This is a genomic window from Phenylobacterium aquaticum, from assembly GCF_947378715.1.
GTDB classification, from domain to species: Bacteria; Pseudomonadota; Alphaproteobacteria; order Caulobacterales; family Caulobacteraceae; genus Phenylobacterium; species Phenylobacterium aquaticum_A.
The window spans coordinates 17,524-30,869 of record NZ_CANCLE010000005.1 but is presented as its reverse complement, the minus strand read 5'-3'; the positions used below and the strand labels follow the sequence as shown (position 1 = coordinate 30,869).

Below are 13,346 nucleotides of genomic sequence, written 5' to 3'. Positions count from 1 at the left end.
AAAAGGGTGAATCGATTGAGGTATATGCATTTCGCCTGATGAGCGAACGGCGTTCGCCCCATTTATCGGACACGTGTCGCCTCATAGAGGGCGACCGCCGCCGCGGCTGAAACGTTAAGACTCTCGAACCCGCCGGGCATGGCGATGCGGACCAGCTCGTCGCAGTGCTCGGCGACGAGCCTGCGCAGCCCCTCGCCCTCGGAGCCCAGAATGAGCAACACGGCCTGACCGTCCAGGGCGGCGTCCAGGGTTCGCTCTCCCGATCCCGCCAGGCCGAGCGCCCGCCAGCCAGATTCGGTGAGGGTCTCGATGGCCCGCGACAGGTTGGTCACCCGCGCCGTCGGGATCTTGTCGACCGCGCCGACCGCCGCCTTGGCCAGCATGCCGGTCAGCTTGGGCGCATGGCGATCCTGCAGGATGACGCCCGCCGCCCCGAAGGCGGCGGCCGAGCGCAGCACGGCGCCGACGTTCTGCGGGTCGGTCACCTGGTCCAGCATGATCAGCACGGCGCCGGGCCGGGCCACGAAGTCCTCGAGCGAGACGTCCTCAAGCGGCGGACCGCGCAGGGCGACGCCCTGATGGACGGCGCCGGCGGGCAGATTCTGACCAATCAGTGGGGCGTCGACGATCTCCAGGGCGGCCGGTCGGCCGAATCGCGCCTCGATCTCCTTGGCGCGATCGGCGGTGGCCAGCAGGCGCATGGGCGCGCCCCGCGCCGGGTTCTCAAGGGCCGCAGCCACGGCGTGCCAGCCCCAAAGCCAGTCATCCGAGGCGTTATCGCGCTTGGGATGGAAGCGCGCGGGGGCGGGCTTTCCATGCGGCTTTTTAGAACCCTTTCGGGCTGCGTTGCGTTCGTGAGACGACGACACTATAAGACGCCCTCCAAATTGGGGCCGGAGATGATTACCGCGTCCTAATAGGGCTCTGAGCGCGCTGGGGGAATGTCCCGAGTGGCAAAGGGGGGGGACTGTAAATCCCCTGGCGTCAGCCTTCGTAGGTTCGAGTCCTACTTCCCCCACCACGCGCCAGAGCAAAACATCTTCAGGGAGGCTCGCCCGAGCACCGCCCCAATTGCGGGTATAGCACAGTGGTAGTGCAGCAGCCTTCCAAGCTGAGGATGCGGGTTCGATTCCCGCTACCCGCTCCAACCCATTCGACCTACGCCGTCAGGGACCCCCATGGCCAAAGAGAAGTTTGAACGCAATAAGCCGCACTGCAACATCGGCACGATTGGTCACGTTGACCATGGGAAGACGACGCTGACGGCGGCGATCACGATTGTTCTGGCGAAGAGCGGTGGCGCGACGGCGAAGGCCTACGCGGATATCGACGCTGCGCCGGAAGAGAAGGCGCGCGGGATCACGATCAACACGGCGCACGTGGAATATGAGACGGCGAACCGTCACTACGCGCACGTCGACTGCCCTGGTCACGCCGACTATGTGAAGAACATGATCACGGGCGCGGCCCAGATGGACGGGGCCATTCTGGTGGTTTCGGCCGCTGATGGTCCGATGCCGCAGACCCGCGAGCACATTCTGCTGGCGCGCCAGGTTGGTGTTCCGGCCCTGGTGGTGTTCATGAACAAGGTCGACATGGTCGACGACGAAGAGCTGCTGGAACTGGTTGAGATGGAGGTTCGCGAACTTCTGTCGTCGTATCAGTTCCCGGGCGACGACATTCCGATCGTCAAGGGCTCGGCCCTGGCGGCGGTTGAAGGTCGTGAGCCGGCGATCGGCGAAGACCGGATCCTCGAGCTGATGACCCAGGTCGACGCCTATATCCCGCAGCCGGATCGTCCTGTGGACCTTCCGTTCCTGATGCCTGTGGAAGACGTGTTCTCGATCTCGGGCCGCGGCACGGTTGTGACCGGCCGTATCGAGAAGGGGATCGTGAAGGTCGGTGAGGAAGTCGAGATCGTGGGCATCCGCCCCGTTCAGAAGACGACCTGCACGGGCGTGGAAATGTTCCGCAAGCTGCTGGATCAAGGCCAGGCCGGCGACAACGTGGGTGTGCTGCTGCGCGGCACCAAGCGTGAGGACGTCGAGCGTGGTCAGGTTCTGTGCAAGCCGGGTTCGATCACTCCGCACACCAAGTTCGTGGCCGAAGCCTATATCCTGACGAAGGAAGAGGGCGGCCGTCACACCCCGTTCTTCACCAACTATCGTCCTCAGTTCTACTTCCGCACGACGGACGTGACCGGGATCATCAAGCTGCGCGAAGGCGTGGAAATGATCATGCCGGGCGACAACGCCGAGCTGGACGTCGAGCTGATCACCCCGATCGCCATGGACCAGGGCCTGCGCTTCGCCATTCGCGAAGGCGGCCGGACCGTCGGCGCCGGCGTGGTGTCCAAGATCATCGAATAGTCGCCGCCCTCGTCAGAGGGTGACGCTGAAGACCAGGCCGCCCAGGGAAACCTGGGCGGCCTTTTCTTTGGGTGTTCAGCGAACCTGGCGCATGGAGGTCACGGCCTCGCCCATGCCGAACTGGTTCAGATCACGGACATCGGAGGTGAAGATCTCACAGCGGCCGCGGAAGTCGCTGTCGGTGCAGACCTGCCAGGCGCTGCCCCGGCTGATCCGCAAGCTCATGGCCTTGTCATTGTCGCGCTTGGGCAGGTTGGTGATCTCACGATTGGCTCCAAAGCTGGGCCCTGTGAAGTTCACCCCATAGAAGATGGTGATGGAGCCGCCGCTTGCCCCTGGCCGGCCCGGATAGCCCCCGGCGCCATAGCCGCCGTTCCCATAGCCACCTTGGCCATAACCACCCTGGCCATAACCACCCTGGCCATAACCGCCCTGGCCGTAGCCACCCTGGCCATAGCCTCCGTTGCCGCCGCCATTTCCGGGACCATAGCCATTGCCGTAGCCGTTCCCATACCCGCCGCCATTGACCGGCGGGCGGTAGCCGCCTTGATTGGGATCACCGGAGAAGCAGGCCAGCTGGCCGTCTCGGTTCTCGATTTCGCCGCGGCAATCGGTGTAGCGCAGGCTGGAGCTGCGCCAGCCGCCGCGCACGTCGCGGCATTCGGCTGACAAGGTGCGGTTGGCCCCGCCGCCGCTGACCCGCACGTTCTGGCAGGTCTGCCAGTAGCTGCCGGGGGGAGGGGCGTCATAGCCCTGGGCCAATGCGGCGTGCGGCGCCGCCGCGGCGATTGTGCTGGCGCCCACCAGCGCGGCGATGGAGAAAATTCCGGTTTTCATGCCCAACCTCAAGCCTGTCGTTTCGTCCCTGGCGCACGGCCTTCGCATGCGCGCCTCGTGCCGGGTTGATCTTCCGAACCCTGGGGTGAACGGCGGCTGAACCGGCGCAGGCCCTCGGGGCGGCGTCACCCTGGAGCTTCACCCTAGAAGCTCAGCCGCGAAAGTGGAGTCCGATCGTGCCGGCCGGGCCGCAGGCTTGACACGGCCTCTCGCCTGCTGCGCGGTGACCGGGTTTGGGGAGAGAAGTCGGATGGCGTGGCGGGCAAGGGGACGGATCGCGATCGGGACCTTGGGGATGCTGATCCTGGGGCTGCTGGCCGGGCCGGCGGCGGCGCGCCAGCCAGACCTGGCGCATATGACTGGCGGCGAGCTGGCCGCCTTCGCCCGCGCCTTTCCCAAGGGCGGCGAGCTGCACAATCACCTGTCCGGCGCGATCTTCGGGGAGACCCTGCTGCAGTGGGCGGTTGAGGACGGACTCTGCATCGACACCAAACGCCTGGCGCTCGCCCCGCCCTGTACGCCCGATGACACCCTGAAGCCGGCGGCTGCGGCGGTCCGGGACGAGACCCTTCGCTCGGCGCTGATCGATTCCTTCTCCACCCGACACCCCGAGTTCATGGGCCGCTCCGGCCACGACCAGTTCTTCACCGCATTTGGTCGCATCGGCGCCCTGCCGGAGGCCCGGGCCGGGGATGAGTTGGCCGTCGTGCTGGAGGGCCTGGCCCGTCAGAACACCTTCTATCTGGAGGTGATGGTCACGCCCCAGGGCCTGGCCGCCGCGCTCAAGGGCGGGCAGGCGGGCTGGAAGGGCGGGGATCTGGCGGCCCAGAAGGCGGCCGACAGCGCGGCCGGGCTCGAAGCCCTGGTCCCCGCCGCCATGGCCCAGACCGACGCCCTGGAGGCCCGCGCCCGCACGGTGATGAAGTGCGGCGCCCCCGACGCGTCGCCAGGCTGCCAGGTGACCGTCCGCTATCTGGTCCAGACCATCCGGGTCCTGGCGCCGGAACAGACCTTCGCCCAGTTGCAACTGGGCGTGGCCCTGATCGCCGCCGACCCCCGCTGGGTGGGTCTGCAGATGGTGGCGCCGGAGGACAATCCCGCGTCGCTCGCCAATTACAGCCTGCACATGCGGATGGTGGACTATCTGACCGATCACGGCCGCAAGGTTCCGGTGGCTCTTCACGCCGGTGAGCTGACGCTGAAATACGCTACGCCCGCCGACCTGGGGTCTCACGTCGCCCAGGCGATCCGCGTGGCCGGCGCGCGGCGCATCGGCCATGGGGTCGACTTCGCCCAGGAGGATGGGGCCGAGGCCCTGGCGGCGGAGGCGGCGGCCAAGGGGGTGCTGGTCGAGATCAATCTGTCGTCCAATGACTCCATCCTGGAGGTCCGGGGCAAGGCCCACCCCTATGCCTGGCTACGCCAGCGCCGGGTGCCCACCAGCCTGTCGACCGACGACGCCGGCCTGCTGCGCATCGACCTCTCCCATGAATACGCCCGGGCGGCGGGGGAGGGGGCCGACTATGCCGACCTCAAACGCTCGGCCCGCAACGCCATCGCCTATGCCTTCCTGAGCGGGGAGGGGCTCTGGCGCGACCCTGGGACCTACGCCAAGCCCGCCCAGGCCTGCGCCGGGCAGATCGGCGCCGAGGCGCCCAAGCCCGGCCCCTGCGCGGCCCTGGTGGCGGGTTCGGACAAGGCGCGGGAACAATGGCGTCACGAACATCTGCTGGCGCTGTTCGAAGCCGCAGGCGCAGCCAGATGAAACCTCTGTCATGACCGCGAATTAAGCTGCTCGCCCAGGGCCGCCCGACTACCGTCCGCGCAGGGTTGTTCATAAAGGAGGAGACGAATGCGTCTTCTAGCCGCCATCGCTGCGACAGGTCTGGCCATGGCCGGCGGCGTCGCCAACGCCGCCTCCGTCGAGGTCAAGGACGCGGTCGCCCGCGTCGTCGTGATCCCAGAGGATCGCTCAGACGTGAAGGTCGAGATCATCTCGTCCAATCCCGCCCTGCCGCTGCAGGTGCGCAACCTGGGCGGAAAGTGGATCATCGACGGCAATCTCGACCGCCGCATCCGCGAGTGCCACGGCTCCGAGGGCCATGTCTCGGTGCGGGTGTCGGGGATCGGCGACATCGCCTATGCCGATATGCCCCAGGTGGTCATCCGGACGCCGCGCGACGCCGATGTCGCCACGGGCGGCGCGGTGTTCGGCTCGGTCGGCAAGACCGCCAGCCTGAGCTTCTCCAACGCCGGCTGCGGCGACTGGACCGTGGCCAACGTGGCCGGCAAGTTCCGGCTCAATGAGGCGGGCTCCGGCGACGTCAATGTCGGCTCGGTCGGGGAGGCGGTGATCCGCATCGCCGGCTCCGGGGATGTCCACACCCAGGCGATCGCGGGCCGGCTCGAGGTCGAGACCGCCGGCTCCGGCGATGTCTGGGCCGCCTCGATCGGCGGGCCGTTGAACGTCAAGATCGCCGGCTCGGGCGATGTCCGCGTCGCAGGCGGCCACGCCGACGAGATGGCGGTCACCATCGCCGGCTCTGGCGATGTGCGCTTCGACGGCGTCGTGGGCGAGCTCAAGGCCAAGATCGCCGGCTCTGGCGATGTCAGCGTCAAGCAGGTCACGGGCGGCGTCAGCAAGGCGATCGTCGGTTCGGGCAGCGTCAACATCGGCTGATCTCACCCCGTCACGAGCCGCCTCGCGCGGCTCTTGACGGGGCCGAGTCGCACACGTATAGACGCGCCTCCTGTTGGATCGGCTGTGCGCTTCGAAGTGATTTGAAGCGCAGACGCGGTTCGCGGAACGACCTGAGGCAAGCTAATTCAGCATCTCGGGAAGCGGCCCTCGCGGAAGGTTTTCGCGCGGGCCTAAATCGTTTGAGCGGACTTACGCGTACGGGCTCCTTTTACGAGGGGCGCGGGTTGGTCTTTGAAATGGTCAAAGTCACGCGGACGGACCGTCGTCTGTAGGGGAAATTGAAGAGCGATATGGATCGTCAGAACATCCGCATCCGGCTCAAGGCCTTTGACCACCGCGTGCTGGACCATTCCACACGCGAGATCGTCAATACGGCCAAGCGCACCGGCGCGACCGTGCGGGGGCCCATCCCCCTGCCGACGCAGATCGAAAAATTCACCGTCAACCGCTCGCCGCACATCGACAAGAAGTCGCGCGAGCAGTTCGAAATCCGCACGCATAAGCGCGTGCTCGATATCGTCGACCCCACCCCGCAGACCGTGGACGCGCTCATGAAGCTCGACCTGTCCGCTGGCGTGGACGTCGAGATCAAGCTGTAAGGGGGATCGGTCGATGCGTACCGGCGTGATCGCCAAGAAACTGGGTATGGCCCGCTTCTTCGATGAAGCCGGCGTCCATGTTCCCGTGACCGTGCTCAGCCTTGAAGGCTGCCAGGTCACCGGCCAGCGGACCCAGGAAAAGGACGGCTATGTTGCGCTCCAGCTCGGAGCCGGCGCCAAGAAGCCGAAAAACACCAGCAAGGCCATGCGCGGCCATTTCGCCAAGGCTGAAGTCGAGCCGAAGCGCGAACTGGCCGAGTTCCGGGTCAGCCCGGACAACCTGATCGAAGTGGGCGCGGAACTGACCGCCGACCACTACCTCCCCGGCCAAAAGGTCGATGTGACGGGCGTGACGGTTGGTAAGGGTTTCCAGGGCGCCATGAAGCGCTGGAACTTCGGCGGTATGCGGGCCACCCACGGTGTGTCCGTCTCCCACCGGGCCCACGGCTCGACCGGTCAGCGCCAGGATCCTGGCAAGACCTTCAAGGGCAAGAAGATGGCCGGCCACCTCGGGGTCGAGACCGTCACCACCCTGAACCTGACCGTCTGGCGCATCGACGCCGAGCGCGGCCTGATCCTGGTCAAGGGCGCTGTGCCCGGGACCGAGGGTTCCTTCGTGAAGATCCGCGACGCGGTGAAGATTGCGGCTCCCGCCGAGGCTCCCAAGCCTGGCGCGTTCCGTAAGCCTGGCCAGTCGGTTGCGGCTCCCGCGGCGGAAGAGGCTCCTGCCGAGGCGCCCCAAGCTGAGGGCGAAGCATAATGAAACTCGACGTCATCAAGCTCGACGGCGCGAAGGGCGGTTCGATTGAACTGTCCGACGCCATCTTCGGTATCGAAGACATCCGCGGCGACATCCTGCAGCGCATGGTCACTTGGCAGCTCGCCAAGCGCCGCTCGGGCAATCACAAGATCCAGGTCCGGAACGAGGTCTCTCGCACCGGCAAGAAGATGTACAAGCAGAAGGGCTCCGGCGGCGCTCGTCACGGTTCGCGCCGTGCGGCTCAGTTCGTCGGCGGCGCCAAGGCCCACGGTCCCGTGGTCCGCAGCCACGCCTTCGATCTGCCCAAGAAGTTCCGCGCCCTGGCCCTGCGCCATGCGCTGTCTTCCAAGGCCAAGAGCGGCGCCCTGGTGATCGTGGATACGGTGGCCATCACCGATCCGAAGACCTCGGCCCTGCGCGCTCAGCTCGGCAAGATGGGTTGGACCAACGTCCTGGTGATCGCCGGGTCGGAAGTCGACACCAACTTCGCCATGGCCTCGCGCAACATCCCGAACGTGGACGTGCTGCCGAACGCCGGCCTCAACGTCTATGACGTGCTGCGTCGCCAGACCCTGGTCCTCACCAAGGACGCGGTCGATGCGATCAACGCGCGCTTCGCCGAGAAGGAGGCCGCGTAATGGCTAGCCCGACCGCCCGCCACTACGACGCGATCCTGTCGCCGGTGATCACGGAAAAGGCCACTCTGCTCTCCGAGCAGAACAAGGTCGTCTTCCGGGTCGCCAACGACGCGACCAAGGACGAAATCGCCGCCGCCGTCGAAGCCCTGTTCAAAGTCACTGTCACCAAGGTCAACACCCTGGTCGTCAAGGGCAAGACCAAGCGCTTCCGGGGCCGTCCGGGCCGCCGCTCGGACGTCAAGAAAGCTGTCGTGACCCTGGCCGAAGGCCAGTCGATCGACATCACCACGGGGCTCTAAGCAGATGGCTCTGAAGCATTACAATCCGACCTCGCCGTCCCGTCGTGGGCTGGTGCTGGTCGACAAGTCCGAGCTCCACAAGGGCAAGCCGGAGAAGTCGCTCGTCCACGGTCTGACCAAGACCGGCGGTCGTGGCGGCGGTGGCCGGATCGCCGTCCGCTTCCGCGGCGGCGGCGCCAAGCGCCTGTACCGCATGGTCGACTTCAAGCGTCGCAAGTGGGACATCCCGGCCACGGTCGAACGCCTTGAGTACGACCCGAACCGGACCGCCTTCATCGCGCTGATCAAGTACGCCGATGGCGAGCTGGCCTATATCCTGGCCCCGCAGCGCATCAAGGCCGGCGATCAGGTGATCGCCTCCGAGAAGGCCGACGTGAAGCCGGGCAACGCCATGCCGCTGCGTGGCATGCCGATCGGCACGATCATTCACAATGTCGAGCTGAAGCCCCTCAAGGGCGGTCAGATCGCCCGTTCGGCTGGCGCCTACGCCCAGCTGGTCGGTCGTGACGCCGGCTACGCCCAGATCCGCCTGAACTCGGGCGAACTGCGGATGGTCCAGGACAGCTGCATGGCCACGGTCGGCGCCGTCTCGAACCAGGATCACATGAACCAGGTGCTCGGCAAGGCCGGCCGCACCCGTCACATGGGCTTCCGCCCGCACGTCCGCGGCGTCGTCATGAACCCCGTCGACCACCCGCACGGCGGCGGCGAAGGCCGCACCTCTGGCGGTCGTCACCCGGTCACCCCGTGGGGCAAGCCGACCAAGGGCGCCAAGACCCGCACCAACAAGACGACGGATAAGTACATCATCCGTTCGCGCCATGCTCGGAAGGCTCGCTAAGCCATGACCCGTTCCGTCTGGAAAGGTCCGTTTGTCGACGGATACCTGCTGAAGAAGGCCGAAACCGCCCAAGGTTCCGGCCGCAAGGACGTGATCAAGACCTGGTCGCGTCGCTCCACCATCATGCCGCAGTTCGTGGGCCTCACCTTTGGGGTTCACAACGGCCAAAAGCACGTCCCGGTGCTGATTAGCGAAGACATGGTCGGCATGAAGCTCGGTGAGTTCGCGCCTACCCGGTACTTCCCGGGCCACGCGGCCGATAAGAAGGCCAAGAGGAAGTAGTCATGGCCAAGCAAGCAAAAGCCCGGCGCTTCAGCGCCGCCGAGGCGGTGGCCAAGGTCACCTCCCTGCGCATCAGCCCCCGCAAGCTGAACCTCGTCGCTCAGTCGATCCGCGGCCTCAAGGTCCAGCGGGCTCTGAACGAACTGGAATTCAGCCACAAGCGCATCGCTCGCGATGTGCGCAAGGCGCTCTACTCGGCGATCTCCAACGCCGAGAACAACCACAACCTCGACATCGACTCGCTCGTCGTCGCCGAGGCCTTCGTGGGCAAGAACCTGGTTATGAAGCGCTTCTCCGCCCGCGCTCGCGGCCGGGCCTCGCGCATCGAAAAGCCGTTTAGCGAGATCACGATCGTGGTCCGCGAGCTGGGTGAGGCCGCCTGATGGGTCAAAAAGTCAATCCGGTCGGGCTTCGCCTCGGCATCAACCGCACCTGGGACTCCCGTTGGTTCGCCGACGGCGCCGAGTACGGCAAGCTTCTGCACGAGGACATCAAGGTCCGTAAGATGCTGAAGAAGCGCCTGTACCAAGCCGGCGTCTCGCGCATCATCATCGAGCGTCCCCACAAGAAGTGCCGCATCACCATCTATGCCGCGCGCCCTGGCGTGATCATCGGCAAGAAGGGCGCGGACATCGACAAGCTCCGCAAGGACGTCACCACCATCACCGGCGGTGAAGTTCACCTAAACATCGTTGAGATCCGCAAGCCGGAAACCGACGCCCAGCTGGTGGCCGAGAACATCGCCCAGCAACTCGAGCGCCGGATCGCCTTCCGTCGCGCCATGAAGCGTTCGCTGCAAAGCGCGATGCGTCTGGGCGCGAAGGGCATGCGCATCGAAGTCGCCGGTCGTCTGGGCGGCGCGGAAATCGCCCGTACCGAGTCCTACCACGAGGGCCGGGTGCCGCGTCACACGCTGCGCGCGGACATCGACTACGGGCTGACGGAAGCCAAGACCACCTACGGCATCATCGGTGTGAAGGTGTGGGTGTTTAAGGGCGAAGTCCTCGAGCACGATCCCATGGCGCTGGATAAGCGCCTGGCCACTGAATCCGGTCCCGCTGGCGAAGGCGGCGGTCGTGAACGGGGCGATCGCCCTGATCGCGGTCCGCGTCGCGATCGCCGCGACCAGGCCGGCGCGTGAGGTTGAGCCATGCTTTCACCTAAGAAAACCAAGTACCGCAAGCAGTTCAAGGGCAAGATCCACGGGGTCGCCAAGGGCGGCTTCTCCCTGAACTTCGGGTCTCACGGCCTGAAGTCGGTCGAGCCTGAACGCATCACCGCGCGTCAGATCGAAGCGGCTCGTCGGGCGATCACTCGCCAGATGAAGCGCCAAGGTCGCGTGTGGATCCGGATCTTCCCGGACGTTCCTGTCACCGACAAGCCCGCCGAAGTTCGGATGGGTAAGGGTAAGGGCGCGGTTGAGTACTGGGCCGCCCGGGTTCACCCCGGTCGGATCATGTTCGAAATCGACGGCGTGCCGGACGATGTGGCCCGTGAAGCCCTGCGCCTCGGCGCGGCCAAGCTTCCGGTGAAGACGCGTATCGTCACCCGCATCGACGCCGCTGTTGCGGAGCACGCGTGATGAAGATTGATGACATCCGGGGCATGACGCCCGACCAACTCGGCGACACCCTGCTGAGCCTGAAGAAAGAGCAGTTCAACCTGCGTTTCCAGGCCGCGACGGGCCAGGTCGAGAAGACCCACCGTTCGAGCGAGGTCCGCAAGGACATCGCCCGGATCAAGACCGTCCTGCGCGCCAAGCAGTCCGCGGCCTAAGGAGACCCAAATGCCGAAACGAATTCTCGAAGGCGTGGTCGTCTCCGACAAGGGTGACAAGACCATCGTCGTGAAGGTCGAACGGACCTTCCTGCATCCGGTGCTTAAGAAGACCGTCCGTCGGTCGAAGAAGTACCACGCGCACGACGAAGCCAATGCCTACAAGGCCGGCGAGATCGCCCGCATCATCGAATGCGCGCCGAAATCGAAAACCAAGACCTGGGAAGCGCTGCCTAAGGCAGCCGCGGTCCAGGGCTCGTAAGGAAGGTCTGATCCATGATCCAGATGCAGACTAACCTCGAAGTCGCCGACAATTCCGGCGCGCGTCGTGTGATGTGCATCAAGGTGCTCGGCGGCGCTGGCCGTCGTTACGCCGGCGTGGGCGACAAGATCGTCGTCTCCGTCAAGGAAGCCATTCCGCGCGGCCGGGTGAAGAAGGGCGACGTCCTTCAAGCCATCGTCGTGCGCACGTCCTCCGCGATCAAGCGCAAGGACGGTTCGGTGATCCGTTTCGATAAGAACGCCGCCGTCATCGTGAACAAGCAGAGCGAGCCGATCGGCACGCGGATTTTCGGCCCGGTTCCCCGTGAACTGCGCGCGAAGAACCACATGAAGATCATCTCCCTCGCGCCCGAGGTGCTGTAATGGCCGCGAAGATCAAAAAGGGGGATCGCGTCGTGATCCTCGCCGGAAAGGACAAGGGCCGCCAAGGCAATGTCCTGAAGGTCCTGCCCAAGGAAGACCGCCTGGTCGTGGAAGGCCTGAACCTGGTTCAGCGTCACACCCGTCCGACCCAGGCCGATCCGCAAGGCGGCATCAAGAGCAAGGAAGCGGCGCTTCACGTGTCCAACGTGGCGATCGTCGATTCCAAGGGTAAGCCGACCCGCGTCGGTTTCCGTGTCGAAGGCGACAAGAAGGTTCGTGTCGCTAAGACGACCGGCGAGGTGATCAATGGCTGAGCAAGCTTACGAGCCCCGACTGAAGTCCGAATATCGCCAGCGCATCCGCGCGGTGATGAAGGAACAGTTCGGCTACACCAACGAGATGCAGATCCCCAAGCTGGACAAGATTGTCCTGAACATGGGGATCGGTGAGGCGGTCAACGATACCAAGAAGGTCCAAACGGCCATCGCGGATCTGACGGCCATCGCCGGCCAGAAGCCGGTCGCCACCCGCGCGCGCAATTCCATCGCCGGCTTCAAGCTGCGCGAAGGCATGGTGATCGGCGCGAAGGTGACCCTTCGCAAGGACCGCATGTACGAATTCCTGGACCGTCTGATCACCATCGCTCTCCCGCGGGTGAAGGACTTCCGGGGCCTGAAGCCCACCTCGTTCGACGGTCGTGGCAACTACGCCATGGGTCTGAAGGAGCACATCGTGTTCCCCGAGATCAACTACGACCAGATCGATCAAATGTGGGGCATGGACATCATCGTCGCCACGACTGCGAAGACCGACGACGAAGCGCGCGCGCTTCTCAAGGAATTCCAGTTCCCGTTCGTTCAAGCTTAAGGGCGGGAAGGAAAGCAAAATGGCCAAGAAAAGCGCCGTCAACCGCAACGAGATGGTCAAGCGTCTCGTCGCGCAATACGCCTCCAAGCGCGAGTCGCTCAAGGACATCGCCAACGACGAGAAGCTGCCCCTCGAGGAGCGCTTCGAAGCCCGGCTGAAGCTCGCGGAACTGCCGCGGAATTCGTCCAAGACCCGCATCCGTAACCGGTGCGAGATCACGGGCCGTCCGCGCGCCTATTATCGTAAGCTGAAGATGAGCCGGATCTCCCTGCGCGAACTCGGTTCGCACGGGCTGATCCCCGGCCTCGTGAAATCGAGCTGGTGAGGAGGGTCCCATGGTGAACGACCCCGTTGGCGATATGATCGCCCGCATCAAGAACGCCGCCACCCGTGGCCGTTCGAAAGTCATGACCCCGGCCTCGAAGATGCGCGCGCGCGTCCTCGATGTGCTGGCCGAGGAAGGCTACATCCGCGGCTACCACCTGGTGGAAAAGCCCGGCGCCTTCCCGGAATTCGAGATCGAGCTGAAGTACTTTGACGGCCAGCCCGTCATCGTCGAGATCAGCCGCGTCTCGAAGCCGGGCCGTCGCGTCTATTCGTCGATCGCGGACCTGAAGCCGGTTAAGAACGGCCTGGGTATCTCGATCCTGTCGACGCCCAAGGGCGTCATGTCCGACTCCGCGGCGCGCGATGCGAACGTGGGCGGCGAAGTCCTCTGCCGGGTCTATTAGA

21 protein-coding genes and 2 tRNA genes are annotated in these 13,346 nt (G+C 65.2%); 21 read left to right on the top strand and 2 right to left on the bottom strand.

Going from position 1 to position 13,346, the window contains the following annotated elements; all coding sequences use genetic code 11:
• Positions 1-62: 62 nt before the first annotated feature.
• Complete coding sequence (gene rlmB, locus Q7P21_RS01755; RefSeq protein ID WP_304164225.1) at positions 63-869, bottom strand: 23S rRNA (guanosine(2251)-2'-O)-methyltransferase RlmB; 807 nt, start codon at positions 867-869, stop codon at positions 63-65.
• A 66-nt stretch (positions 870-935) separates the two neighbouring features.
• On the opposite strand from rlmB, the gene Q7P21_RS01750 reads away from it, so the two are divergent.
• The 3 genes from Q7P21_RS01750 (at position 936) to tuf (ending at position 2,369) form a co-directional block, all read left to right on the top strand.
• Positions 936-1,021 (top strand) — tRNA-Tyr (locus tag Q7P21_RS01750).
• Between the two features lie 52 nt (positions 1,022-1,073).
• Positions 1,074-1,147 (top strand) — tRNA-Gly (locus Q7P21_RS01745).
• Positions 1,148-1,178: 31 nt separating this feature from the next.
• A complete protein-coding gene (gene tuf / locus Q7P21_RS01740; RefSeq protein WP_304175437.1) occupies positions 1,179-2,369 on the top strand; it encodes an elongation factor Tu in 1,191 nt (396 codons plus the stop codon).
• 75 nt (positions 2,370-2,444) lie between these two features.
• Here tuf and Q7P21_RS01735 read toward each other — a convergent pair whose 3' ends face one another.
• A complete protein-coding gene (locus Q7P21_RS01735) occupies positions 2,445-3,206 on the bottom strand; it encodes a beta/gamma crystallin-related protein (protein WP_304175435.1) in 762 nt (253 codons plus the stop codon).
• A 295-nt stretch (positions 3,207-3,501) separates the two neighbouring features.
• Here Q7P21_RS01735 and Q7P21_RS01730 point away from each other — a divergent pair, with 295 nt between their 5' ends.
• The 18 genes from Q7P21_RS01730 (at position 3,502) to rpsH (ending at position 13,345) form a co-directional block, all read left to right on the top strand.
• Entirely contained in the window at positions 3,502-4,971 is a 1,470-nt protein-coding gene (locus Q7P21_RS01730) for an adenosine deaminase (RefSeq protein WP_304170277.1), read from the top strand.
• 87 nt (positions 4,972-5,058) lie between these two features.
• A complete protein-coding gene (locus Q7P21_RS01725; protein WP_304175433.1) occupies positions 5,059-5,886 on the top strand; it encodes a GIN domain-containing protein in 828 nt (275 codons plus the stop codon).
• A gap of 311 nt (positions 5,887-6,197) precedes the next feature.
• Complete coding sequence (gene rpsJ, locus Q7P21_RS01720) at positions 6,198-6,506, top strand: 30S ribosomal protein S10 (protein ID WP_110449816.1); 309 nt, start codon at positions 6,198-6,200, stop codon at positions 6,504-6,506.
• 13 nt (positions 6,507-6,519) lie between these two features.
• Positions 6,520-7,266 (top strand): 50S ribosomal protein L3, encoded by a 747-nt coding sequence (rplC, locus tag Q7P21_RS01715; protein ID WP_304170279.1) that lies wholly within the window; start codon positions 6,520-6,522, stop codon positions 7,264-7,266.
• Positions 7,266-7,904, top strand: a complete 639-nt coding sequence (gene rplD / locus Q7P21_RS01710) for a 50S ribosomal protein L4 (RefSeq protein ID WP_304170280.1) — start codon at positions 7,266-7,268, stop codon at positions 7,902-7,904. Before rplC ends, rplD begins: the two co-directional genes overlap by 1 nt.
• A complete protein-coding gene (locus Q7P21_RS01705) occupies positions 7,904-8,203 on the top strand; it encodes a 50S ribosomal protein L23 (protein ID WP_242562609.1) in 300 nt (99 codons plus the stop codon). The genes rplD and Q7P21_RS01705 overlap by 1 nt, the downstream gene beginning before the upstream one ends.
• 4 nt (positions 8,204-8,207) lie before the next feature.
• Positions 8,208-9,044, top strand: a complete 837-nt coding sequence (gene rplB, locus Q7P21_RS01700) for a 50S ribosomal protein L2 (RefSeq protein WP_304170281.1) — start codon at positions 8,208-8,210, stop codon at positions 9,042-9,044.
• Between the two features lie 3 nt (positions 9,045-9,047).
• The gene (rpsS, locus tag Q7P21_RS01695) at positions 9,048-9,326 is read left to right on the top strand and encodes a 30S ribosomal protein S19 (RefSeq protein WP_242562611.1); all 279 of its coding nucleotides are present in this window, start codon (positions 9,048-9,050) and stop codon (positions 9,324-9,326) included.
• Positions 9,327-9,328: 2 nt separating this feature from the next.
• Positions 9,329-9,709, top strand: a complete 381-nt coding sequence (rplV, locus tag Q7P21_RS01690) for a 50S ribosomal protein L22 (RefSeq protein ID WP_242562612.1) — start codon at positions 9,329-9,331, stop codon at positions 9,707-9,709.
• On the top strand, positions 9,709-10,467 hold the full coding sequence (gene rpsC, locus Q7P21_RS01685) for a 30S ribosomal protein S3 (protein ID WP_304170282.1): 759 nt from the start codon (positions 9,709-9,711) through the stop codon (positions 10,465-10,467). The genes rplV and rpsC overlap by 1 nt, the downstream gene beginning before the upstream one ends.
• Before the next feature lie 9 nt (positions 10,468-10,476).
• A complete protein-coding gene (rplP, locus tag Q7P21_RS01680) occupies positions 10,477-10,908 on the top strand; it encodes a 50S ribosomal protein L16 (protein ID WP_242562614.1) in 432 nt (143 codons plus the stop codon).
• Positions 10,908-11,102, top strand: coding sequence for a 50S ribosomal protein L29 (gene rpmC / locus Q7P21_RS01675; RefSeq protein WP_304170283.1), 195 nt, complete (start codon positions 10,908-10,910; stop codon positions 11,100-11,102). The genes rplP and rpmC overlap by 1 nt, the downstream gene beginning before the upstream one ends.
• A gap of 10 nt (positions 11,103-11,112) precedes the next feature.
• Complete coding sequence (rpsQ, locus tag Q7P21_RS01670; RefSeq protein ID WP_304170284.1) at positions 11,113-11,364, top strand: 30S ribosomal protein S17; 252 nt, start codon at positions 11,113-11,115, stop codon at positions 11,362-11,364.
• Positions 11,365-11,378: 14 nt separating this feature from the next.
• Entirely contained in the window at positions 11,379-11,747 is a 369-nt protein-coding gene (gene rplN, locus Q7P21_RS01665) for a 50S ribosomal protein L14 (protein WP_056018090.1), read from the top strand.
• Positions 11,747-12,061: a 50S ribosomal protein L24 gene (rplX, locus tag Q7P21_RS01660; protein WP_304170285.1), complete on the top strand. Its 315-nt coding sequence runs from the start codon at positions 11,747-11,749 to the stop codon at positions 12,059-12,061. The genes rplN and rplX overlap by 1 nt, the downstream gene beginning before the upstream one ends.
• Positions 12,054-12,614, top strand: coding sequence for a 50S ribosomal protein L5 (gene rplE, locus Q7P21_RS01655; RefSeq protein WP_304175430.1), 561 nt, complete (start codon positions 12,054-12,056; stop codon positions 12,612-12,614). The genes rplX and rplE overlap by 8 nt, the downstream gene beginning before the upstream one ends.
• Positions 12,615-12,633: 19 nt before the next feature.
• On the top strand, positions 12,634-12,939 hold the full coding sequence (rpsN, locus tag Q7P21_RS01650; RefSeq protein ID WP_304167446.1) for a 30S ribosomal protein S14: 306 nt from the start codon (positions 12,634-12,636) through the stop codon (positions 12,937-12,939).
• Between the two features lie 10 nt (positions 12,940-12,949).
• Positions 12,950-13,345 (top strand): 30S ribosomal protein S8, encoded by a 396-nt coding sequence (gene rpsH / locus Q7P21_RS01645; RefSeq protein WP_304175428.1) that lies wholly within the window; start codon positions 12,950-12,952, stop codon positions 13,343-13,345.
• Position 13,346: the final 1 nt, after the last annotated feature.

Bases quoted from the DNA above. Each gene is read 5' to 3' on its own strand.
- rplB (WP_304170281.1), top strand. From the start codon at position 8,208: ATGGCTCTGAAGCATTACAATCCGACCTCGCCGTCCCGTCGTGGGCTG.
- rplE (WP_304175430.1), top strand. From the start codon at position 12,054: ATGGCTGAGCAAGCTTACGAGCCCCGACTGAAGTCCGAATATCGCCAG.
- rplX (WP_304170285.1), top strand. From the start codon at position 11,747: ATGGCCGCGAAGATCAAAAAGGGGGATCGCGTCGTGATCCTCGCCGGA.
- rplV (WP_242562612.1), top strand. From the start codon at position 9,329: ATGGCCAAGCAAGCAAAAGCCCGGCGCTTCAGCGCCGCCGAGGCGGTG.
- Q7P21_RS01705 (WP_242562609.1), top strand. From the start codon at position 7,904: ATGGCTAGCCCGACCGCCCGCCACTACGACGCGATCCTGTCGCCGGTG.
- Q7P21_RS01730 (WP_304170277.1), top strand. From the start codon at position 3,502: ATGCTGATCCTGGGGCTGCTGGCCGGGCCGGCGGCGGCGCGCCAGCCA.
- rpsH (WP_304175428.1), top strand. From the start codon at position 12,950: ATGGTGAACGACCCCGTTGGCGATATGATCGCCCGCATCAAGAACGCC.
- Q7P21_RS01725 (WP_304175433.1), top strand. From the start codon at position 5,059: ATGCGTCTTCTAGCCGCCATCGCTGCGACAGGTCTGGCCATGGCCGGC.
- rpsJ (WP_110449816.1), top strand. From the start codon at position 6,198: ATGGATCGTCAGAACATCCGCATCCGGCTCAAGGCCTTTGACCACCGC.
- rpsC (WP_304170282.1), top strand. From the start codon at position 9,709: ATGGGTCAAAAAGTCAATCCGGTCGGGCTTCGCCTCGGCATCAACCGC.
- rplC (WP_304170279.1), top strand. From the start codon at position 6,520: ATGCGTACCGGCGTGATCGCCAAGAAACTGGGTATGGCCCGCTTCTTC.
- rpsS (WP_242562611.1), top strand. From the start codon at position 9,048: ATGACCCGTTCCGTCTGGAAAGGTCCGTTTGTCGACGGATACCTGCTG.
- tuf (WP_304175437.1), top strand. From the start codon at position 1,179: ATGGCCAAAGAGAAGTTTGAACGCAATAAGCCGCACTGCAACATCGGC.
- rplP (WP_242562614.1), top strand. From the start codon at position 10,477: ATGCTTTCACCTAAGAAAACCAAGTACCGCAAGCAGTTCAAGGGCAAG.
- rpmC (WP_304170283.1), top strand. From the start codon at position 10,908: ATGAAGATTGATGACATCCGGGGCATGACGCCCGACCAACTCGGCGAC.
- rpsN (WP_304167446.1), top strand. From the start codon at position 12,634: ATGGCCAAGAAAAGCGCCGTCAACCGCAACGAGATGGTCAAGCGTCTC.
- rpsQ (WP_304170284.1), top strand. From the start codon at position 11,113: ATGCCGAAACGAATTCTCGAAGGCGTGGTCGTCTCCGACAAGGGTGAC.
- Q7P21_RS01735 (WP_304175435.1), bottom strand. From the start codon at position 3,206: ATGAAAACCGGAATTTTCTCCATCGCCGCGCTGGTGGGCGCCAGCACA.
- rplN (WP_056018090.1), top strand. From the start codon at position 11,379: ATGATCCAGATGCAGACTAACCTCGAAGTCGCCGACAATTCCGGCGCG.
- rplD (WP_304170280.1), top strand. From the start codon at position 7,266: ATGAAACTCGACGTCATCAAGCTCGACGGCGCGAAGGGCGGTTCGATT.